Source organism: Pasteurella skyensis (assembly GCF_013377295.1).
GTDB classification, from domain to species: domain Bacteria; phylum Pseudomonadota; class Gammaproteobacteria; order Enterobacterales; family Pasteurellaceae; genus Phocoenobacter; species Phocoenobacter skyensis.
Genome location: NZ_CP016180.1, coordinates 2,114,559 through 2,137,851, shown reverse-complemented (window position 1 = coordinate 2,137,851; position 23,293 = coordinate 2,114,559). Strand labels below are relative to the sequence as shown.

At 37.4% G+C, this 23,293-nt stretch carries 16 protein-coding genes, 1 tRNA gene and 3 rRNA genes; 11 read left to right on the top strand and 9 right to left on the bottom strand.

Features of this window, described 5'->3' with window-relative positions:
- Positions 1-4: 4 nt before the first annotated feature.
- The 3 genes from ilvG to ilvC form a co-directional block, all read right to left on the bottom strand.
- Positions 5-1,672, bottom strand: a complete 1,668-nt coding sequence (gene ilvG, locus A6B44_RS10320) for an acetolactate synthase 2 catalytic subunit (protein ID WP_090923365.1) — start codon at positions 1,670-1,672, stop codon at positions 5-7.
- A 283-nt stretch (positions 1,673-1,955) separates the two neighbouring features.
- Positions 1,956-3,482, bottom strand: coding sequence for a threonine ammonia-lyase, biosynthetic (gene ilvA, locus A6B44_RS10315; protein ID WP_090923366.1), 1,527 nt, complete (start codon positions 3,480-3,482; stop codon positions 1,956-1,958).
- A 34-nt stretch (positions 3,483-3,516) separates the two neighbouring features.
- Positions 3,517-4,998 (bottom strand): ketol-acid reductoisomerase, encoded by a 1,482-nt coding sequence (gene ilvC / locus A6B44_RS10310; protein ID WP_090923367.1) that lies wholly within the window; start codon positions 4,996-4,998, stop codon positions 3,517-3,519.
- 182 nt (positions 4,999-5,180) lie between these two features.
- Here ilvC and murI point away from each other — a divergent pair, with 182 nt between their 5' ends.
- The 11 genes from murI (at position 5,181) to yidC (ending at position 16,258) form a co-directional block, all read left to right on the top strand.
- Positions 5,181-5,966, top strand: coding sequence for a glutamate racemase (murI, locus tag A6B44_RS10305; RefSeq protein ID WP_090923378.1), 786 nt, complete (start codon positions 5,181-5,183; stop codon positions 5,964-5,966).
- A gap of 312 nt (positions 5,967-6,278) precedes the next feature.
- A 16S ribosomal RNA gene (locus A6B44_RS10300) occupies positions 6,279-7,821 on the top strand.
- 86 nt (positions 7,822-7,907) lie between these two features.
- Positions 7,908-7,983, top strand: a tRNA-Glu gene (locus A6B44_RS10295).
- 224 nt (positions 7,984-8,207) lie between these two features.
- Positions 8,208-11,218 (top strand): 23S ribosomal RNA (locus A6B44_RS10290).
- A 111-nt stretch (positions 11,219-11,329) separates the two neighbouring features.
- Positions 11,330-11,445: ribosomal RNA gene (gene rrf, locus A6B44_RS10285) — 5S ribosomal RNA — on the top strand.
- Together the 16S, 23S and 5S rRNA genes with 1 tRNA gene alongside form the textbook arrangement of a ribosomal RNA operon.
- 275 nt (positions 11,446-11,720) lie before the next feature.
- Positions 11,721-12,347 carry a glutathione S-transferase family protein gene (locus tag A6B44_RS10280; protein WP_090923031.1) on the top strand — a complete coding sequence of 209 codons (627 nt, stop codon included), beginning with the start codon at positions 11,721-11,723 and terminating at the stop codon, positions 12,345-12,347.
- Positions 12,348-12,399: 52 nt separating this feature from the next.
- On the top strand, positions 12,400-13,611 hold the full coding sequence (locus tag A6B44_RS10275; protein ID WP_090923033.1) for a ribosomal protein uL16 3-hydroxylase: 1,212 nt from the start codon (positions 12,400-12,402) through the stop codon (positions 13,609-13,611).
- A 113-nt stretch (positions 13,612-13,724) separates the two neighbouring features.
- Positions 13,725-13,859 (top strand): 50S ribosomal protein L34, encoded by a 135-nt coding sequence (rpmH, locus tag A6B44_RS10270; protein WP_090923035.1) that lies wholly within the window; start codon positions 13,725-13,727, stop codon positions 13,857-13,859.
- 19 nt (positions 13,860-13,878) lie between these two features.
- Positions 13,879-14,241, top strand: coding sequence for a ribonuclease P protein component (gene rnpA / locus A6B44_RS10265; RefSeq protein ID WP_090923037.1), 363 nt, complete (start codon positions 13,879-13,881; stop codon positions 14,239-14,241).
- The gene (gene yidD / locus A6B44_RS10260; RefSeq protein ID WP_090923040.1) at positions 14,202-14,480 is read left to right on the top strand and encodes a membrane protein insertion efficiency factor YidD; all 279 of its coding nucleotides are present in this window, start codon (positions 14,202-14,204) and stop codon (positions 14,478-14,480) included. Before rnpA ends, yidD begins: the two co-directional genes overlap by 40 nt.
- Positions 14,481-14,632: 152 nt before the next feature.
- Positions 14,633-16,258, top strand: a complete 1,626-nt coding sequence (gene yidC / locus A6B44_RS10255) for a membrane protein insertase YidC (RefSeq protein ID WP_090923042.1) — start codon at positions 14,633-14,635, stop codon at positions 16,256-16,258.
- Positions 16,259-16,356: 98 nt separating this feature from the next.
- Here yidC and purD read toward each other — a convergent pair whose 3' ends face one another.
- The 6 genes from purD to purC form a co-directional block, all read right to left on the bottom strand.
- On the bottom strand, positions 16,357-19,086 hold the full coding sequence (gene purD, locus A6B44_RS11000; RefSeq protein ID WP_090923044.1) for a phosphoribosylamine--glycine ligase: 2,730 nt from the start codon (positions 19,084-19,086) through the stop codon (positions 16,357-16,359).
- A gap of 10 nt (positions 19,087-19,096) precedes the next feature.
- Positions 19,097-20,614, bottom strand: coding sequence for a bifunctional phosphoribosylaminoimidazolecarboxamide formyltransferase/IMP cyclohydrolase (gene purH / locus A6B44_RS10240; protein WP_090923046.1), 1,518 nt, complete (start codon positions 20,612-20,614; stop codon positions 19,097-19,099).
- A 74-nt stretch (positions 20,615-20,688) separates the two neighbouring features.
- Positions 20,689-21,258 (bottom strand): phosphoribosylglycinamide formyltransferase, encoded by a 570-nt coding sequence (gene purN, locus A6B44_RS10235; protein WP_218061375.1) that lies wholly within the window; start codon positions 21,256-21,258, stop codon positions 20,689-20,691.
- On the bottom strand, positions 21,246-22,262 hold the full coding sequence (gene purM, locus A6B44_RS10230; protein ID WP_090923048.1) for a phosphoribosylformylglycinamidine cyclo-ligase: 1,017 nt from the start codon (positions 22,260-22,262) through the stop codon (positions 21,246-21,248). The genes purN and purM overlap by 13 nt, the downstream gene beginning before the upstream one ends.
- A 63-nt stretch (positions 22,263-22,325) precedes the next feature.
- Positions 22,326-22,562: a hypothetical protein gene (locus A6B44_RS10225; RefSeq protein ID WP_090923050.1), complete on the bottom strand. Its 237-nt coding sequence runs from the start codon at positions 22,560-22,562 to the stop codon at positions 22,326-22,328.
- A 7-nt stretch (positions 22,563-22,569) separates the two neighbouring features.
- Positions 22,570-23,274 carry a phosphoribosylaminoimidazolesuccinocarboxamide synthase gene (gene purC, locus A6B44_RS10220; protein ID WP_090923052.1) on the bottom strand — a complete coding sequence of 235 codons (705 nt, stop codon included), beginning with the start codon at positions 23,272-23,274 and terminating at the stop codon, positions 22,570-22,572.
- Positions 23,275-23,293 lie beyond the last annotated feature (19 nt).

Genomic DNA, 23,293 nt, shown 5'->3' with positions numbered 1-23,293 from the left:
ATTATTAATTATCAGATTCAATCATTTCTAAATTGCATTTATTTGGTGGTACGAGAGGCCATACATTTTCTCCATTAGGAATACAAATATGCAATAAATAGGCTTCTTTACTTTGTAACAAACGATCAATTGCATCACTCACTTCACTGGCTTTTTCAATACGTTCACCTTTTATATCAAAAGCACTCGCTAAGGTCACAAAATCAGGATTATCATCTAAAATTGTTTCGCTATGACGAGCGTCAAAAAATAATGTTTGCCATTGACGAACCATACCTAAGCGTTGATTATCTAATAACACTATTTTGATAGGGGTATTTGCTCGCTTGATTGAACCCAACTCTTGTACGTTCATCATAAATGAGCCATCACCAGAGATTAAAATAACATCATCATTAGGGCGTGCTTTTTTAGCCCCAATAGCTGCGGGTAAGCCAAAACCCATCGTACCAAGTCCTGCAGAAGTAATGTAATTTTCAGGTGCATAATGCTGCATATGTTGAGCAGACCACATTTGATGTTGTCCTACATCTGTTACTACAACGGCATTGTTATTTTTTCTTTGAGATAAGGTATTTAATAAAGCCCAAGGATCGATATCCCTTTCTCCTTGATTATCTTGATATTGGAAATCATATTGTGATTTTAAATAAAGTACTTTATCACTCCATTGTTCAATTAAAAGAGGTTGTTTTGTGACAGATAATGTCAATTCATCAACAGCTTGAATTAAGTCACCTTTTAATTGAACATCAGCTTGACGTAGTTTATTTATTTCTGCTGCATCAATATCAATGTGAATAACTTTAGCTTCTGGAGCAAAGGTATCAAGTTTACCTGTAACTCGATCATCAAATCTCGCACCACATACAATTAATAAATCACAATGATGAACAGCATAATTAGCGGCTTTAGTGCCGTGCATTCCTAACATTCCCATATAAAGAGGATGATCAGGTGGTATGACGCCTAAACCTTTTAAAGTAGCAACAGAGGGAATATTTGCAAATTTTATAAAAGATCGTACCGCTTCAACCCCTTTTGCCATTCCAACGCCTCCACCCACATAGAGTATTGGTTTTTTTGCTTGGTTAATGAGCTGTTTGGCATAAGTTAAATTTTCAGCTTGTTGACATTTTGGCTCTTCTTTTTCTAAACAAAATGCTTTTGCGGTGGTTTCAGCTACTTGAATATCTTTTGGAATATCAATCAAAACAGGACCAGGACGACCACTTTGAGCAATTTTAAAAGCCTCTGCTAATACTTGAGGTAATTCTTCGACATTTTGTACAATAAAGCTATGTTTAGTACAAGCAAGAGAAAGTCCTATTACATCAACTTCCTGAAAAGCATCTGTTCCCATTAATGATGATCCTACTTGCCCTGTAATAGCGACCATAGGAATAGAATCTAATAAGGCATCAGCTAATCCAGTAATTAAATTTGTTGCACCCGGTCCTGAGGTAGCAATACAAACGCCTACCTTATTTGATGAACGAGCGTAGCCAATAGCTGCCATCGCTGCACCTTGTTCATTACGGCAAAGTAGATGTTTTAAACCTGAATCATAAAGAGCATCATATACTGGCATTATTGCTCCACCAGGATAGCCAAATATGGTTGTGACTTGATGTGCTTTTAAACATTCTATTATTAAGTTTGCCCCATTCATTTTCCCACCTATTTCTGTATTTTAAATTAGTTATAAAAAAACCCTCGTTATGTTAACGAGGGTTTTTGCTAAAATTATGTGTTTGTACTATCTATCTAATTTTTTACAAAACCACTCGCACCTCGTAGTGAAATAATCACGACAAGGAGCAGAATAATGTTAATGAAACGATAGTTAGTTGACATATTAAATCCAATTATTTTTATTAAAAAGTTGTGTTCTTTATTTAAACACCTCTATAAATAACATATTTTTTACGCAAATCAAACTGTTTTTTATGTTTTTATCGTAAAAAATAGTGATAAGCGACACTATCACTGACTTTTTTATAGCGATAACCTAAAGCATCTAGATGTTTATTAAATAAAACCTTGTCATTTTCATCTAATACAAAAGCAACTAAAATATCACCATAATCCACACCGTGAGTACGATAATGGAATAACGAAATATCCCAATAAGTACCTAGTGTTTGTAGAAATTTTAGTAATGCCCCTTTTTGCTCTGGAAACTCAAAAGAGTAGAGTGTTTCGGATTTTATGTTAGGACTATGACCACCGATCATATAACGAATATGGGTTTTAGCGGTATCATCTTCAGATAAATTTGCAACTTTATAACCATTATGTTCTAAATTAGAAATAATGGCGTCCGTTTCCACTTCATCTTTCACTCTCACCCCAACAAAAATACAGGCATTATTATCATCAGCGTGACGATAATTAAATTCGGTAACTCGATGATCGCCCAATAAATGACAAAAACGCAAAAAACTTCCTTTTTTTTCAGGAATAGTGACAGCTAACAAAGCTTCCTGTTTTTCACCAAGTTCACAACGCTCAGAAACATAGCGTAAAGTATGGAAGTTTAAATTTGCACCAGAAAGAACACAAGTAAGGGTTTCATTTTGAATATTATTCTGTGTAACATATTTCTTTAATCCTGCTAATGAAACAGCCCCTGAAGGTTCAGGTATAGCACGAACATTTTCAAAGATATCTTTCATTGCAGTACAGATTTCATCAGAACTAACCAAAACAACGTCATCTAGATGTTTCTGACAAAGGCGAAAGGTTTCATCTCCAATACGTTTTACAGCCACACCATCAGCAAATAGACCAACACTTTCTAAGTCTATAGGTTTACCTACTTTTAGTGCATTATAAAGGCAGGCAGAATCTTTTGACTCCACCCCTATTACTTTTACCTCTGGTAACATCTTTTTTATAAAAACAGCAATCCCCGCAGCAATCCCGCCTCCACCAACGGGAACAAAAATACGATCAATATCGGCATTTTGTTGTAATAGTTCTAATCCAATAGTTCCCTGTCCTGCAATAACTTTTTGATGATCAAAAGGAGGGATAAAAGTCATATTCATTTCTTTAGAAAGTTGAATGGCTTTTGCTTTTGCTTCGTCAAAGTTAGCCCCGTGTAGCAGAACTTCACCACCAAAGCCTTTTACAGCATCAATTTTAATGGCTGGTGTGCTTTCTGGCATAACAATAATAGATCGAATATTTTGATATTTCGCAGAAAAAGCAACACCTTGAGCGTGATTACCTGCTGAAGCGGCAACCACACCTGCTTTTTTTTGTGCATCAGATAATGAAGAAATCATTGCGTGAGCACCACGTAACTTAAAACTGTGCACTGCTTGACGATCTTCTCGTTTGATAAAAATACGATTATTCAAGCGTTCAGATATTTTTTCCATTTTTTGTAAAGGGGTAACCTGAACTAAATCATAAATATTAGAACGCAATACAGCTCTTACATAATCGGTACTTGAAAATAAGGGGGATGTCATTTTATCTCCAATATATTATAATTTGTTATATTGTTTAGTTATTAGATGCAATACGTTGCATATCAGTCATATAACTACGTAATTCTTTACCAATAAATTCAATTGGGTGTTGGCGAATAGCATCATTTACTGCATTCAATGTTATATTATCAATTTCTATTTCTGGTGTAGCTTCACCTAAGTCACCTTTTACTAAAGTTGGTATAATATATTGTTCAAATAGAGGAACTGCAGCATTAGCAAATAAATAGTTACCATATTCAGCCGTATCAGAAATAACAACATTCATCTCATACAAACGTTTACGAGCAACCGTATTCGCAATTAATGGTAATTCGTGTAACGATTCATAATAAGCAGACTCTTCATAAATACCTGTTGCAACCATAGTATCAAAAGCTAATTCAACACCCGCTTTAATCATTGCTACCATAAGAATGCCATTATCAAAGTATTCTTGTTCAGTAATCTGAATGTTACTGCCATCAGGTGCATTTTCAAAGGCTGTTTTCCCTGTTTCTTCACGCCACTTTAATAAATTAGCATCATTATTTTGCCAATCTTTCATCATTGCTGCTGAAAATTCACCACTAATAATATCATCCATATGTTTTTCAAACAGAGGTGCAAAATGTTGCTTAATATGTTGTGATAAGGTGAAAGCACGTAATTTTGCTGAGTTAGAAAGGCGATCCATCATTAAAGTAATACCGCCTTGTTTTAAGGCTTCAGTAATGACTTCCCAACCATATTGAATTAATTTACCCGCATAGGCAGGCTCTTTACCTTCAGCAACTAATTTGTTATAACAAACAATAGAACCTGCTTGTAACATTCCACAAAGAATAGTTTGTTCACCCATTAAGTCTGATTTTACTTCAGCCACAAATGAAGATTCTAATACGCCTGCCTTATGACCACCAGTTGCTACTGCCCAAGCTTTGGCAATTTCAAATCCTTCTTCTTTAGGGTCATTTTCTGGATGAACCGCAATTAATGTCGGCACACCAAAGCCTCTTTTATATTCCTCACGAACTTCTGTCCCTGGACATTTTGGTGCGACCATCACAACAGTAATATCATCACGAATTTTTTCACCCACTTCTACAATATTCATACCGTGTGAATAACCAAGAGAAGCACCTTGTTTCATTAGTGGCATAATATCTGCAATTACACTGGAGTGCTGTTTATCAGGTGTTAAGTTAATGACTAAATCAGCTGTAGGAATCAATTGCTCATAAGTACCAACCTGAAATTTATGTTCAGTTGCTCGTTGAAAAGATAAACGTTTTTCATCAATAGCGGCTTGGCGTAAGGCATAACTAATATCTAAACCAGAATCACGCATATTTAACCCTTGGTTTAAACCTTGAGCTCCACAGCCAATAATGACAATTTTTTTACCCTTTAAAACATTTACACCATTTGCAAACTCATCACGCTCCATAAAACGACAGTGACCTAATTGATCTAACTGTTGACGTAAATTTAATGTATTAAAATAGTTACTCATTTTTTTCTCCTGTTAAAAGATTTGTTATTTGTTATAGATATATAGAAAATATCGTACAAATGTTGTGTTGTAAACAATAAAAGTGATTAAAACACAGAAATTTGTTTAATAACACAACAACACTAAATTTGAATGAGAGAAAATAAAAGAGTAATATTGAGAAAAACTTTCTAAAAAATAAAATGAAACCAACGATTTTAATTTATGATTCGGGAATGGGTGGTTTAACCATCTATGATGAAATTCGAAAAAAATTACCTGATGCATACTATGTGTACTGTTTTGATAATGCTTATTTTCCCTATTCTGAAAAATCTGAAATAGAGCTTATTGAAAGATCAATTCAAATAGTGCAAAAAATAGTACAAAAGATACCGCTTGATTTAATAGTTGTGGCTTGTAATACAGCAAGTACAGTGGTGCTACCTGCATTAAGAACAACATTTGATGTAGATGTAGTGGGAACTGTTCCAGCAATTAAACCTGCCACTCAGATTTCAGAAACTAAAACGATAGGATTATTGGCAACAAAAGGAACAGTAACAAGACGTTACGTGATGGATCTTATACAACAATATGCCAAAGAATGCATTGTTGAAAAAATAGGTTCTACAGATTTAGTTAAATTAGCAGAAGAAAAATTGCATAACGATAGTGTAGATATGGATATGTTACAAAAAATAATTAAACCATGGCAGAATAACCAAAGATTAGATACTATTGTTTTAGGCTGTACGCACTTTCCTTTTGTAAAAAAGGAGTTACAACAACTCCTCCCTAACGTAAAATACTTTATAGATTCAGGAAAAGCGATTGCAAATAGAGTAGAATATCTGCTAAAAGAGAAAAAAACAGCAGAAAAAACAGTTATAACTAACCTCGCCTATTGTACTCAACTTAATCAAGATACAAAAAAGAAAGAAAAAGTAATGAAACAAAAAGGCTTTAAGCGGTTAGATTTGCTCTAAAATTTACAAAAAGTATTCGAATTGAATTAAAAATGGTCGATTAAAAGAAATTTTAAAAAATTTTGCAAAAAGTACTTGCGTCGCCTTTAAAAATCTCTATAATACGCCACACACAACGACGCACTGTTGTGAAACAAAGTTTTAACTGGTGCGTCGTTGTTTTTTGCTCTTTAACAATTTATCAGACAATCTGTGTGGGCACTTGTTGATTGACTTATTTAAAAATATATATTGATTTTAAAGTCTTAATAAGTGTCACTGAAAATTTATTTAATAAAAATTCTATGTCAGTTTATTGAGCGATTAAACTTTTAATTGAAGAGTTTGATCATGGCTCAGATTGAACGCTGGCGGCAGGCTTAACACATGCAAGTCGAACGGTAACAGAAGAAAAGCTTGCTTTTCTTGCTGACGAGTGGCGGACGGGTGAGTAATGCTTGGGAATCTGCCTTATGGAGGGGGATAACTACGGGAAACTGTAGCTAATACCGCGTAATGTCTTTGGACTAAAGTATGGGATCTTCGGACCATATGCCATGAGATGAGCCCAAGTGAGATTAGGTAGTTGGTGAGGTAAAGGCTCACCAAGCTGACGATCTCTAGCTGGTTTGAGAGGATGACCAGCCACACTGGAACTGAGACACGGTCCAGACTCCTACGGGAGGCAGCAGTGGGGAATATTGCACAATGGGGGAAACCCTGATGCAGCCATGCCGCGTGAATGAAGAAGGCTTTCGGGTTGTAAAGTTCTTTCAGCGATGAGGAAGGGTTTGTATCTAATAGGTACAAACATTGACGTTAGTCGCAGAAGAAGCACCGGCTAACTCCGTGCCAGCAGCCGCGGTAATACGGAGGGTGCGAGCGTTAATCGGAATAACTGGGCGTAAAGGGCACGCAGGCGGTTGTCTAAGTGAGATGTGAAAGCCCCGAGCTTAACTTGGGAATTGCATTTCAGACTGGGCAACTAGAGTCCTCTAGGGAGGGGTAGAATTCCACGTGTAGCGGTGAAATGCGTAGAGATGTGGAGGAATACCGAAGGCGAAGGCAGCCCCTTGGAGAGAGACTGACGCTGAGGTGCGAAAGCGTGGGTAGCAAACAGGATTAGATACCCTGGTAGTCCACGCTGTAAACGATGTCAATTTGGGGGTTGGACTTTAAGTCTGGCGCCCGTAGCTAACGCGATAAATTGACCGCCTGGGGAGTACGGCCGCAAGGTTAAAACTCAAATGAATTGACGGGGGCCCGCACAAGCGGTGGAGCATGTGGTTTAATTCGATGCAACGCGAAGAACCTTACCTACTCTTGACATCCATAGAAGAGTTCAGAGATGAACTTGTGCCTTCGGGAGCTATGAGACAGGTGCTGCATGGCTGTCGTCAGCTCGTGTTGTGAAATGTTGGGTTAAGTCCCGCAACGAGCGCAACCCCTATCCTTTGTTGCTAGCAGGTAATGCTGAGAACTCAAAGGAGACTGCCAGTGATAAACTGGAGGAAGGTGGGGATGACGTCAAGTCATCATGGCCCTTACGAGTAGGGCTACACACGTGCTACAATGGCGTATACAGAGGGCGGCGAGCTAGCGATAGTGAGCGAATCTCAGAAAGTACGTCTAAGTCCGGATTGGAGTCTGCAACTCGACTCCATGAAGTCGGAATCGCTAGTAATCGCGAATCAGAATGTCGCGGTGAATACGTTCCCGGGCCTTGTACACACCGCCCGTCACACCATGGGAGTGGGTTGTACCAGAAGTAGATAGCTTAACCTTCGGGAGGGCGTTTACCACGGTATGATTCATGACTGGGGTGAAGTCGTAACAAGGTAACCGTAGGGGAACCTGCGGTTGGATCACCTCCTTACCTGAATAAGCGACAATGAGTGCTCACACAGATTGTTTGATAGAGAAATAAGAGACAAAAAAGAGATAAGAGTATCTCTAAATGTTGTCCCCATCGTCTAGAGGCCTAGGACATCGCCCTTTCACGGCGGTAACGGGGGTTCGAATCCCCCTGGGGACGCCATTTAAAGATATTTATTATCTTATTGTTCTTTAAAAAATTGGAAACAAGCTGAAAACTGAAGACTTTCAAGTTTGATGTTTAAATTATTATTTATTAGTAAGTTAAATATTAAATCTTTATGAAGTCTGAGTAAGAAACTAAAAAATAGTATGTTGAACAAAAGCAACATACGAACTTGAGTTGTTTAATTGCAACTTTAAGTGTGAAAGCACTTGAGGTTGTATGGTTAAGTGACTAAGCGTACACGGTGGATGCCTTGGCAATCAGAGGCGATGAAGGACGTGCTAATCTGCGATAAGCTTGGAAGAGTTGATAAGAAACGTGATAATTCCAAGATTTCCGAATGGGGAAACCCAATAGGTGAAGAACCTATTATTAATGACTGAATACATAGGTCATTAAAGCGAACCGGGAGAACTGAAACATCTAAGTACCCCGAGGAAAAGAAATCAACCGAGATTCTGTGAGTAGCGGCGAGCGAAAGCGGAAGAGCCAGTTAGTTTTAGCAGTAGTATTAAGAGAATGAGTTGGGAAACTCAATCAAAGAGGGTGATAATCCCGTATCTGAAAATACAATTGTGGAACTAAGCTAACGATAAGTAGGGCGGGACACGTGATATCCTGTTTGAAGATGGGGGGACCATCCTCCAAGGCTAAATACTCCTGATTGACCGATAGTGAACGAGTACTGTGAAGGAAAGGTAAAAAGAACCCCTGCGAGGGGAGTGAAATAGAACCTGAAACCGTGTACGTACAAGCAGTAGGAGCCCCATCACTCAAACATATTGAGTGGTGAGGATGATTCAGCACACAAAAGTAGTTAACCACTTATGAATGAAATGAATAAGTGGGTCAACCGCTAAATAAACAGTGTGATTGAGTGATGGGGTGACTGCGTACCTTTTGTATAATGGGTCAGCGACTTATATTTTGTAGCAAGGTTAACCGAATAGGGGAGCCGTAGGGAAACCGAGTCTTAACTGGGCGTGTAGTTGCAAGGTATAGACCCGAAACCCGGTGATCTAGCCATGGGCAGGTTGAAGGTTGGGTAACACTAACTGGAGGACCGAACCGACTAATGTTGAAAAATTAGCGGATGACTTGTGGCTGGGGGTGAAAGGCCAATCAAACCGGGAGATAGCTGGTTCTCCCCGAAATCTATTTAGGTAGAGCCTTGAGCGGACACCTTTGGGGGTAGAGCACTGTTTCGGCTAGGGGGCCATCCCGGCTTACCAACCCGATGCAAACTCCGAATACCAAAGAGTGATACTCAGGAGACACACGGCGGGTGCTAACGTTCGTCGTGAAGAGGGAAACAACCCAGACCGCCAGCTAAGGTCCCAAAGTCTATATTAAGTGGGAAACGAAGTGGGAAGGCTTAGACAGCTAGGATGTTGGCTTAGAAGCAGCCACCATTTAAAGAAAGCGTAATAGCTCACTAGTCGAGTCGGCCTGCGCGGAAGATGTAACGGGGCTCAAATATAGCACCGAAGCTGCGGCATCAGATGTAAATCTGTTGGGTAGGGGAGCGTTCTGTAAGCGGATGAAGGTGAATCGAGAGGTTTGCTGGACGTATCAGAAGTGCGAATGCTGACATAAGTAACGATAAAACGAGTGAAAAACTCGTTCGCCGGAAGATCAAGGTTTCCTGTCCAACGTTAATCGGGGCAGGGTGAGTCGACCCCTAAGGCGAGGCTGAAAAGCGTAGTCGATGGGAAACAGGTTAATATTCCTGTACTTGTAATAACTGCGATGTGGGGACGGAGAAGGTTAGGTTATCAGGGTGTTGGATTACCCTGTTTAAGCCGTTAGGTGGGAATTTTAGGCAAATCCGGAATTCCATTAACACCGAGAAGTGATGACGAGACTCTAAGGAGTTGAAGTAACTGATACCACGCTTCCAGGAAAAGCCACTAAGCATAGGTTATTATAAATCGTACTGTAAACCGACACAGGTGATCAGGTAGAGAATACTCAGGCGCTTGAGAGAACTCGGGTGAAGGAACTAGGCAAAATAGCACCGTAACTTCGGGAGAAGGTGCGCCGGCGTAGATTGTAGTACTTAGCGTACGAAGGTTGAACCGGTCGAAGATACCAGCTGGCTGCAACTGTTTATTAAAAACACAGCACTCTGCAAACACGAAAGTGGACGTATAGGGTGTGATGCCTGCCCGGTGCTGGAAGGTTAATTGATGATGTAATCGAAAGAGAAGCTTCTGATCGAAGCCCCAGTAAACGGCGGCCGTAACTATAACGGTCCTAAGGTAGCGAAATTCCTTGTCGGGTAAGTTCCGACCTGCACGAATGGCATAATGATGGCCAGGCTGTCTCCACCCGAGACTCAGTGAAATTGAAATCGCCGTGAAGATGCGGTGTACCCGCGGCTAGACGGAAAGACCCCGTGAACCTTTACTATAGCTTGACACTGAACCTTGAATTTTAATGTGTAGGATAGGTGGGAGACTTTGAAGTAGCAACGCCAGTTGTTATGGAGTCAACCTTGAAATACCACCCTTTAACGTTTGATGTTCTAACGAAGCACCCGAAACGGGTGTTCGGACAGTGTCTGGTGGGTAGTTTGACTGGGGCGGTCTCCTCCCAAAGAGTAACGGAGGAGTACGAAGGTTTGCTAATCACGGTCGGACATCGTGAGGTTAGTACAATGGTATAAGCAAGCTTGACTGCGAGACGGACATGTCGAGCAGGTACGAAAGTAGGTCATAGTGATCCGGTGGTTCTGAATGGAAGGGCCATCGCTCAACGGATAAAAGGTACTCCGGGGATAACAGGCTGATACCGCCCAAGAGTTCATATCGACGGCGGTGTTTGGCACCTCGATGTCGGCTCATCACATCCTGGGGCTGAAGTAGGTCCCAAGGGTATGGCTGTTCGCCATTTAAAGTGGTACGCGAGCTGGGTTTAGAACGTCGTGAGACAGTTCGGTCCCTATCTGCCGTGGGCGTTGGAGAATTGATTGGAGCTGCTCCTAGTACGAGAGGACCGGAGTGGACACATCACTGGTGTTCCAGTTGTCTCGCCAGAGGCATTGCTGGGTAGCTACATGTGGAATAGATAAGCGCTGAAAGCATCTAAGCACGAAACTAGCCAAGAGATGAGTTCTCCCAACTTTAGAAGTTGTAAGGGTTGTTTGAGACTAAGACGTAGATAGGCAGGGTGTGTAAGCGTTGTGAGACGTTGAGCTAACCTGTACTAATTGCCCGAGAGGCTTAACCATACAACGCTCAAGTGTTTTTGGAAAGACGAAGAGATAGAGAAAGTAGAAGTTAGAAGCTTGTTTTTGATTAAAGAATAAAGAAAAGATTAGATATAGATATCGAGAGATTTTCCTGATGGCTATAGTGCAACGGAACCACCTGATTCCATACCGAACTCAGAAGTGAAAAGTTGTAACGCCGATGGTAGTGTAGGGTTTCCCTATGTGAGAGTAGGACACCATCAGGGTTTTATTAAGGAAGAGCCGTAACTAGAGATAGTTACGGCTTTTTTGTGTGTGAAGAAAACTGAAAATAAATAGAGTTGAGTAGAATTATACCATTCCCCCCTTTTTTACTATATGAAGCGGTTACATTTAAGCATTTTTTTGCAAATGAGTAAACTTACCAAGTAACTGTAATAGAAAGATAATCGAGAAGAAAAGCTTATGCCTAAGTTTACAAAATGTAATTAAAAAGTTTATAATCGATTAAATCTCAGTTAATTTTTATGAAGAGGAAGGTATGCAACTTATTATTGGCGATAAAAATTATTCCTCTTGGTCTCTTCGCCCATGGCTGTTGATGACATATTTTAGATTAGCATTTGAGGAAATTTGCATACCTTTGTATTCACCAAAGACATCATCATTAATTAAGGAGTATTGTCCATCTAATAAAGTACCAGTACTCAATGATGGCAATTTAGTCATTTGGGATTCGTTAGCCATTTGTGAATATATAAATGAAAAATATTTGAGCGGTAGGGCATATCCAAATGATATTGAACAACGAGCTTTAGCAAGAGCATTAGTTGCAGAAATGCATTCTGGTTTTGTTAATATTCGTAGCCAAATGAGTATGGATATTCTAGCAAGAGATAAGGTTTTTGATAAAAAAACTGTTGAATTAGTGAAAGAAATTGAACGTATTGATGAGATATTTTCTAATGCTAAAGGTGAGTTTTTGTGTGGCGATTTTGGTATTGTTGATTGTTTTTTTGCACCTATTGCGTTTCGTTTTCGTTCTTTTAATGTTCAGTTGTCTGATAAATCACTACAGTATCAAAAAACATTATTAGCATTGCCTTCAGTGCAACAATGGGAGCGTGGTGCATTTGAAGAAATGACAATATTATCTAAATTAGAGTAGAATATTATTCAATAGTGAGTACAACACATAATTGCTAAATAAGGAGTAAATTATGAACATTCCATTTTGCCTACCAGAAGATATAACACCAGAGATTTTTTTGCAAAATTATTGGCAGAAGAGACCGCTTGTTATTCGTAATGGTTTACCACAAATTGTGGGATTATTTACTCCTGAAGATATCATTGATTTAGCTAAGGAAGAAGATGTTACTGCTCGATTAGTGAAAAAATATTTCAATAATGATGAACAACAATGGCTAGTAAAAAATGGTCAATTAAATGAAGAGGATTTTGAAGATTTACCTGAGCACTGGTCTGTTTTAGTTCAAAATTTAGAGCAATGGTCACCTGAATTAGGTGAGTTATGGCAGGCATTTGGGTTTATTCCTCAGTGGCAACGTGATGATATTATGGTTTCCTATGCACCTAAAGGTGGATCTGTTGGGAAACATTATGATGAATATGATGTTTTTTTAGTACAAGGGTATGGTCATCGTCGTTGGCAGTTAGGAAAATGGTGTGATCCAAGTACTGAGTTTAATCCAAATCAACCAATTCGTATTTTTGATGATATGGGAGAATTGGTATTCGATGAAGTGATGTATCCAGGGGATGTGCTTTATGTTCCTTCACGTATGGCTCACAACGGTATTGCTGAAGATGATTGTTTAACATTTTCCTTTGGATTACGTTTTCCAAATGGGGTAGAGTTACTTGAAAATTTATCTAAGGTACTATGTTATCAAGATGATTCAATGAGTAGTTCACAATTTAATATACCATTTCGCTTATCTGCGAGTGAACAACCTACAGGAAAGTTGGATATTAAAATGGTGAATAATTTGAAATTGCAATTAATCAATTTATTACAAAACTCCACCCAGTTTGATGATCTTTTTTTGCATAGTGTTGCAAAGACTGTTAGTTCTCGCCGTTATGAGCAACTTGAGGTAAATGAAGCTTTTTATCCTGATGAGTTGCAGATTATTTTGGAAAATGGTGGTTGGGTTCAACAAGATGCTAACGTGAAAATTATTTATACTGAGGATCCATTCCGTATTTATGTGAATGGTGAGTGGATTGATGAATTAAATGATGCGGAAGCAAATTTACTGATGCGAATTGCTAATGGTGATGCTATTTCTTGGAATAAGCTTGCATCTAAATCATTGCGACAAGATGAACTGGAACTTTTGTTAGATAGTCTTTGTGACTGGTTAGAAAATGGTTGGATTTTACTTAGTGAAAGTGAGATAGAATAAAAAAATATCAAATTTAAGCGATTGATAAGTAGATTGCTCTTGATTTATTTTAAAATACTAGGTAAAATCGCCACTCTTTTTTATGGTTAATTATTTTATTAGGTAGATAAACAATGAAACGTACTTTTCAACCATCTCGATTAAAGCGTGCTCGTTCACACGGTTTTCGTACTCGTATGGCAACTAAGAATGGCCGTCAAGTTTTAGCTCGTCGTCGTGCTAAAGGTCGCAAAAGCTTATCTGCATAATTTGCAGTGATATTCCTTCGTGAATAGGCTAAAATTTTCTCGGGAGCTACGTTTGTTAGCTCCCGTTCAGTTTAGGGCGGTGTTTGAGTCTCCTCAGCGAGCCTCATCACCCCATATTGTTATTCTTGCTCGTCCAAATTCTGTTGACACTCCCCGTCTTGGTTTAACCGTTGCTAAAAAGCATTTAAAGAGAGCTCATGATCGTAATAGGATCAAACGTGTTGTGCGTGAGAGTTTTCGATTAATGCAACATCAGCTACCCGCATTAGATTTTGTTTTTATTGCTAAAGGTGGTATCGGTAAACTGGATAATAAAGAAATTTTTGTAGTATTGGATAAATTATGGCAACGTCATATTCGTCTTGCAAACAACGAAAAATAGGTTATTTTGCTCGATTTTTTATTTTGGTAATAAAATTTTACCGTTATTTTATTAGTCCTATGCTGATGCCTCGTTGTCGTTTTAATCCTACTTGTTCACAGTATGGTTTAGATGCTGTACAGACTTATGGTGCAGTAAAAGGTGGCTGGTTGACTTTAAAGCGCATTGCAAAATGTCATCCTTTGCATCAAGGTGGTGAAGATCCTGTCCCTTTAAAATCTGATAAAGAAAATAAGTAAGCGGTCACTTATTTATTAAAATTTGCAAATTTTGTCTAATAAGTATCCGCTAGTAGATAAAATTGGTTGGATTGAGTGCCAACCTATTATAAAATACTCTTCTTTAGTTACGGGGATGTTCCCTTTTTTCAATTAATCACAGAGAAACCAAAATGAATTCAAATCGTAGTTTACTCGTTATAGGGCTGTTTCTGGTGTCATTTTTAATTTTTACGCAATGGCAGGCAGATCACAATCCAGTACAATTACCAGTAGAGCAAAAAACGACAGCAACAAATGCTTCTAGTGATGTTCCTGCATCTTCACAAAGTGTAACAACGATCAATCAAACAACCACTACAGGTAAGACAATTATTGTTGAAAATGATGTTTTACGTTTAGTTATTGATACTTTGGGTGGCGATGTTGTTGAGTCTGATTTGTTAAAACATAATGCAACATTAGATAGTAAACAACCATTTAAACTATTAGAAAATAATGCAAAAACAGTTTATGTCGCACAAAGTGGCTTAGTTGGAAAAAATGGTATTGATAGTAAATTGGCTCGTCCACAATATCAGGTAACGGCAGATAAATTTGTTTTAGCAGAAGGACAAGATAGTTTAATGGTTCCTCTTCATTTTGAAAAAGAGGGTGTTACATATACTAAACAATTTATTTTAAAACGTGGTAGTTATGATATTGGCGTTGACTTTGTGATCAAAAACCAGTCAGCACAACCTATAGAAGTTGAACCTTATGGGCAACTTAAGCATACTTTAGCTGACAGTTCGGGTAATTTAACAATGCCAACTTATATGGGAGGCGCTTACTCTTCATCTGAAGTTAATTATCAAAAGTATCCTTTTGATGAGATGAAAGAAAAAAATCTATCAATTGGTACAAAAGCGGGTTGGGCAGCAATGTTACAACATTATTTTGTATCAGCATGGATCCCAAATCAACAAGCTCAAAATACTATTTATTCTAATGTAAATAATAATGGGACGGCATCTATTGGTTATAGAGGTCCAGTTACTGTTGTTGCACCAAACTCACAAGAAACTATTACGAGTAACCTATGGACAGGGCCTAAAAATCAAGAAGAGATGGCACAAGCAGCAGAGCATTTTGATTTAACAGTTGATTACGGTTGGGCGTGGTTTATTGCAAAACCGCTATTCTGGTTATTAACTCATATTCAAAAATTAGTTATCAACTGGGGATTGGCGATTATCTGTGTGACTATTGTAGTAAAAACCTTGCTCTATCCATTAACCAAAGCACAATATACTTCAATGGCAAAAATGCGTATGTTGCAACCAAGATTGCAAGAGATGCGTGAGCGTTATGGTGACGATCGTCAAAAAATGAGTCAAGAAACAATGAAATTGTATAAAGAAGAAAAAGTAAACCCAATGGGTGGATGTTTACCGATTCTGATTCAGATGCCAATTTTCATTGCATTATATTGGACATTTATGGAAGCTGTAGAACTTCGCCATGCACCATTCTTTGGTTGGATTCAAGATCTATCAGCACAAGATCCATATTATATTATGCCATTATTAATGGGTGCCTCGATGTTTTTATTGCAAAAAATGTCACCTACTCCAGTAGCAGATCCAATACAGCAAAAAGTAATGATGTTTATGCCAGTAATTTTTACAGGTTTCTTCTTGTTTTTCCCTTCTGGGTTGGTACTTTACTGGATTACGTCAAACTCAATTACTATTTTCCAACAATGGTTAATTTATCGTAATTTAGAGAAAAAAGGGCTACATTCTCGCAAAAAGTAAAAGATAATAAGTAAAATGAAGCGGTAAGATATGTTGCAAAATTTGCACTCTTACCGCTTTTTCTTTTTGGCGTGTGTTATTATTAAGCAAATTTGATTTTATCTGTTGCTATTTAAAATAGCTTGTAAATTTGGATTATTTCTCTCATCAGTGACATAGTTACCATCGAATATACTGGTTTCAAACTGTGTTAGATTAGGATTTAAATTTGTAATAGCCATTTTTAGATCGGCTAAATCTTGGAATAAAATACCATCTGCTCCAATGGCTTTACCGACGCTCTCATCATCTAAATGATGGCTGATAAGTTCATCTGTCGTTGGCATATCAATACCATAGATATTAGGATAACGTACTGCTGGAGCTGCGGAGGCAAAATAAACTTTTTTTGCTCCCATTTCTCGGGCCATTTTGATAATTTGCTTTGATGTTGTTCCACGTACAATAGAATCATCTACGAGTAAGACATTTTTTCCCTCAAATTCGCTACGAATAGGATTGAGTTTACGTCGCACAGATTTTGTACGCACAGTTTGGTTTGGCATAATAAAGGTTCTACCGATATAATGATTTTTCACAAATCCTTCTCGTGCAGGAATGCCAAGTATTTTTGCCATTTCATTGCCTGCGGTGCGACTGCTTTCAGGAATGGGAATGATGACATCAATATCATGATCTGCCCATTCTCGCTTTAACTTTTGGGCTAATTTGACACCTTGTGCCATACGAGAATGATAGACCGATACGCCGTCTAAAATAGAATCAGGGCGAGATAAATAAATATATTCAAATAAGCATGGTGATAATTGTGGTTTTTCAGCACATTGCTTGGTAAAACATTGACCGTCAGTGGTGATAAATATTGCCTCACCCGCCTCAATATCTCGCTCCAAAGTAAATCCACAAATATCTAATGCAGCACTTTCTGATGCTATCATATATTCTTTACCATTTGGTGTTTCACGGCTACCGTAAACAAGTGGGCGAATACCGTAAGGATCACGGAATGCGACAATTCCATAGCCTGTGATTAAGGCAACGACGGCATAACCACCTTTGATACGTTTATGAACATTAGCAACAGTAGTAAATATTTCTTTTGCAGTTGGATTTTTAGCTCCTTGTATTTGTAATTCATGGGCAAAAATATTGAGTAATACTTCTGAATCTGAATAGGTATTTAAATGTCGCAAATCATTTTTATGAATTTCATCAACAAGTTGTGCGGTATTATTCAAGTTACCATTATGAGCTAAAGCAATACCATAAGGAGAATTGACATAAAAAGGTTGAGCCTCTGCCTCATTCGTTGTGCCAGCAGTAGGATAACGAACATGACCGATACCAATATTTCCTGTTAATTTTTTCATATGGCGAGTACGGATAACTTCTCTGACTAATCCATTCTCTTTCCGCATATAAAACTTTCCATTATCGCCAGTAACTATTCCAGCTGCATCTTGCCCACGGTGTTGTAATACTGTTAGGGCATCAAAGATAATTTGGTTTACATAATTTTGAGCAACTACGCCAACAATACCACACATTTTTAATATCCTTTTATCTAAAAGTAATTGACCAATATCATTACGATAATACATTCCTCTAAAAGTAATGTTAGTAACGTTTTGATATGCTTTCTCTTTTGCTTTTTCTAGGCTACTCGCTATTCCTACGATATTAAGCACCCTTCCACCATTTGTGTAGTAGAGATGTTCTTTTTCTTGAACACCTGCGAAAAAAATTTGGCAATCTTTTTTTTCAATGCTTTCTGCTATTCCTGAGATTTTGTCCCCTCTTTTATATTTGACAGGGTAACCCTCTGAGGTAAGGACGACACAACAAGTGCTAGCGTTATGCCATTGTAGAGTGATAGTTTCTAACTGTTTATCTAAGGATTTTTGAATAAGCTCCAGTAAATCACTCTCCAAAAGTGGTAAAACGGCTTGCGTTTCAGGATCGCCAAAACGCATATTGTATTCAAGTAAATAAACACCGTCAGTACACACCATCAAGCCAAAGAAAATGATACCTGCAAAGTCCATTTTTTCTTGCTGTAAACCCTTTAATGTTGGTTGCAGAATATCAGTAATAAACTGTTGTTCTACTTCTGGAGTATAATGCGGATTAGGAGCAACAACTCCCATACCACCAGTGTTTAAACCCGTTTCACCCTCACCAATTTTTTTGTGATCTTTGGCAGAGATAAAAGGTAAAATCGTTTTACCATCTGTGATTGATAAAATAGAAACTTCCACTCCTTTTAAAAATTGTTCGATAACAATGGTATCACCAGCATTAGTGAAGACTTTTTTAACCATCATATCATCAATGGCTTGTTCAGCCTCTGTATGTGTTTGACAGATAACTACACCCTTACCTGCGGCTAAACCACTGGCTTTAACTACAAGAGGATATTGCATAAATTTGATATAATCTAACGCAAGTTTAGGATCATTAAAACTTTGTGATTTTGCTGTTTTCACACCATATTTCTGCATAAATTGCTTAGCAAAGGATTTAGAACCTTCTAATTTAGCTGCTTTTTTATCAGGTCCAAAAATAGTTAAGTTATTTTGCTGAAATAAATCAACGATACCTGCTACTAATAATTCTTCACTACCAACAATTGTTAAATCTATTTGTTGCTCTTTGGCAAAAGCAAGGATTTCTTGATTTGTTGTTAAGTTTACATTTTCGCAATTAGGTAACAAAGTATCATAGGCATTACCAACTGCTGCGTAAATCTTTGTTACTCGTGGATTTTGAGCTATCTTCCAGGCGATAGCGTGTTCACGACCACCTGCTCCTATAATTAATATTTTCATTTAGGTTACCTTAATATTTAAAATGTCTTAATTGACTAAATACCATCGCAATATCTTTTTTATTGCAGACATCAATAGAGTCTTGATCACGAATAGATCCACCCGGTTGAATAATTGCGGTAATAGCATTTTCTGATACTAATTTAACCACATCACTAAATGGGAAAAATGCATCAGAGGCAAGCACCATATTGGTTTTACCAAAAATATTGGCTCTTTCAATGGCTTTTTCTGTTGCCCAAATACGACTGACTTCACCACCACCAATTCCAAGTGTTTGCCCATCTTTGGCAATCACTATTGCATTTGATTTCACATATTTAACTACTTTTAAAGCAAATAATAAGTCTTTGTTCTCAATATCACTTGGTTGTTTATTTGTGACCACTTTAGCATTATCTAGTAAGGTATTATTTACATCTTGCACTAACAAACCACCATCTACTTTGATATATTCTTTACTGTCTTGTGGTTTTTGATTGCATTTGATGACTCTTAAGTTTTTCTTTTGTTTAAGAGTAGTAAGAGCATCATCGCTAAAGCTAGGAGCAATAACAATTTCTAGGAAAATATCTTTTAATTTTTTTGCTGTACTTTCATCAACTTCACGGTTAAAGGCAACAATGCCACCAAAAATTGATACGGGATCGCATTCGTAGGCTTTGTTATAGGCTGTTTCAACACTATCAGCAATGGCAACACCACAAGGTGTTGAGTGCTTAACTGCACAACAAGCGATATCTTCAGTTTCATTAAATTCACAGACTACTTTCCACGCTAAATCCATATCACGAATATTGTTAAATGATAAGGCCTTACCGTTTAATTGGGTAAAATCTTTCATTGCCCCATCATTCATTTTATCAACATAATAAACGGCTTTTTGATGTGAATTTTCACCATAACGCATTTCACTTTCTTTTTGATAAGAAATGGTTAAAAACTCAGGGCAATCATCATCAAGTAGGAATTGGGAAATAGCGGCATCATAACAAGCGGTTAGATTAAATACTTTTTTTGCAAAAAATTTCCTTGTTTCATAACTAATAGTTTGATTGTTGTTTAGTTCATCAATAACGGTCTGATAATCTTTTTTATCAGTAATGACTACCACATCTTTAAATGATTTGGCAGCACTGCGGAGCATTGTTGGACCTCCAATATCAATAAATTCAATAGTATCATCAAAAGGTAAATTTTCTTTCACTTTATCAAAGAATGGATAAAGATTCACAATTACAAAATCAATGGTGGCGATATTTTTTTCTTTTAAAGTTTGCATATGTTCTGCATTGTCACGTATTGCCAAAATACCGCCATGAATATGTGGGTGGAGTGTTTTTACTCGACCATCTAGCATTTCATCAGATTCAATCACTTGGCTGACTTCTAGTACAGGTACACCGTTATCTAATAAGTGTTGATAAGTTCCACCTGTGGAAATAATCTCTATATTGTTTTTAACCAATTGTTCAGCTAATTCAACAATACCTTCTTTATCATAAACAGATATTAATGCTCTTTTCATTTTTTCATTTCCTGATTTTTACTTTAAAATAAGTTTTTATTACAAATATATTGTAAAGATAAGGCATTCTTTCTTTACGTAAATGAATATTTAATTAGGTCTTTAACTACCATTGGTAATAATACCCACTCTTTTTCTAATACCAATTTGGCAATTTCTTCAACACTGCTAGCATTACTGATATCTACTTCTCTTTGAGCGATAATATCGCCAGTATCTATACCTTCATTCACATAATGCACAGTGCAACCGCTGATGGTATCACCACTTTCGAAGACAGCTTTGTGCACATTTAAGCCATACATTCCAAGCCCACCATATTTAGGTAGTAGCGAAGGGTGGATATTAATGACGGTATAGCAGTCAGTGAGGTCTTTATCTAAAATAGATAAAAATCCAGCCAGTACCACTAAATTAATTTTGCGTGTAGCTAAAATTTCACAAATTTGCTGTGAACAATCTTCTCTTGTTACCTGAAAAGTGGTGATATGGTGTTGTTCAGCGAGAGCGGTAGCTTTACAACTTCTATCTGCAATAACGCAATCGATTGCAATTTTATGTTTAATTAATTGCATCATATTGCTACCGCCACCAGAGACTAAAACAGCAATTTTGACAGAATTTTTAGATGTTATTTTAGACACAATTGATTATCCCCTTGTTCAATATGTCCAATCACATAAGCAGGTTCGCCAATGCTGGCTAAATAATCAATAACATCATCAGCCATATTAGGATTAACCACAAGGGTAAAACCTACACCCATATTAAAAGTGCCAAACATCTCATCTTCACTGATATTGCTTCGTTGTTGTACTTCGGCAAAGAGTGGTAGTGATTGCCATAGCGGAGTGATGTTATTTTTGAATACTACAGGTGATAAGTCTTTATTCATACAACGAGGTAGGTTCTCAATCAAACCACCACCAGTAATATGTGCCATTGCGTGAATATCAAACTTTTCTAATAGTTGTAAAATCGGCTTCACATAGATTTTGGTTGGAGTTAGTAGCCAATCACTTACACTTTTGTCTTCAATAACTTCATTATAATCGGTAAAAATTTTGCGTAGCAGAGAAAAACCATTACTATGAAAACCACTAGAAGGTAAGGCAATAATACTATCGCCAACACATACTTTATCACCATTAATCAATTGTGATTTTTCTACGACACCGACACAAAATCCAGCAATATCGTAATCACCAATTTGATAAAATCCTGGCATTTCAGCAGTTTCTCCACCAATTAAAGCTGCTCCAGCTTGTAAGCAGCCATCAGAAATGCCTGATACTAATTCAGCGGCAACTTCAGCCTCTAATTTGCCACACGCCAAATAATCTAAAAAGAACAGTGGTTTTGCACCGTGACATAAAATATCATTAACACACATCGCCACAGCATCAATACCGACCGTATCGTATTTTTTCTGCGTTAAAGCGATTTCTAATTTTGTGCCTACACCATCGGTGCCTGATACTAAAATGGGTTCTTTATAGTTTCCTAAGGCGTACATCGCCCCAAAACTCCCCAAGTTTGTTAGCACTGATGAATTATGCGTTTTTTGCACTTTTTGTTTCATCAACTCAACGGCTTTGTAGCCTTCTTCTTTATCTACGCCTGCTTGTTTGTATGTACTTGTGGTCATTTTTTCTCCACTTTGTTAATTTCAACTTAATAAATTCGTAATATACTTATTACAATAAAATGTTTAAAACATTCTTCCAAATGCTATTTCCCAGTGTTTGCCTATCATAAGCTGACCTGCCATATCTATATGTTTATAATCACGAGTTTTTAAATATCGTTGGCATAATTTACCCACATCAGTATTTTGTAAATCATCAGAAAGTTCTTTCCAAGAAGAAGTATCACTACGAGAAAGGGCATAAACAGCAAGTGCAAGGTCATACCATTCTGATTTACTTAATTCTGCTAATTTTTTCATATTCTTTTTATTTTGCTAAACGCTGAAAAATTTCCAAATAGGCATCTTCAATATCGCCTAAATCTTGACGGAAACGGTCTTTATCCAATTTTTTACCTGTTTCTTTATCCCAGAAACGACAGGTATCAGGGGTGATTTCATCGGCAAGAACAATTTCGCCATCAGTATTTTTACCAAACTCAATTTTAAAATCAACAAGGGTAATGCCGAGTTTATCGAATTTTGTTTTTAGTAACTCGTTAATTTTTGCGGTAATGTCATAAATTTTTGTAAGTTCTTCATAAGTTGCTAAACCTAATGCGACAGCGTGGTGATCATTAATCAATGGATCGCCATATTCATCATTTTTATAGCAAATTTCAAAAATGGTATTATTTGGTTTTGTACCTTCGGTAATACCCACTCGTTTTGCCATTGAACCTGCAATTACGTTTCTAACGATGACTTCTAGAGGAAAGATTTTAACTTTTTGGCATAGCTGTTCACGATCGCTTAATTTTTCAATAAAGTGCGTTTTGATACCATTTTCTTCCAACAATTTAAAAATTATTGTAGTAATTTGGTTATTGAGTACGCCTTTATCTTTGATTGTTCCTTTTTTTGCACCATTACCAGCCGTGGCATCATCTTTGTAAAAAATAATCACTTGCTCAGCATTACTGGTTGCATAAATTTGTTTGGCTTTGCCTTCGTAAATAAATTCTGTTTTCATTGTTTTTCTATCGTTTGGA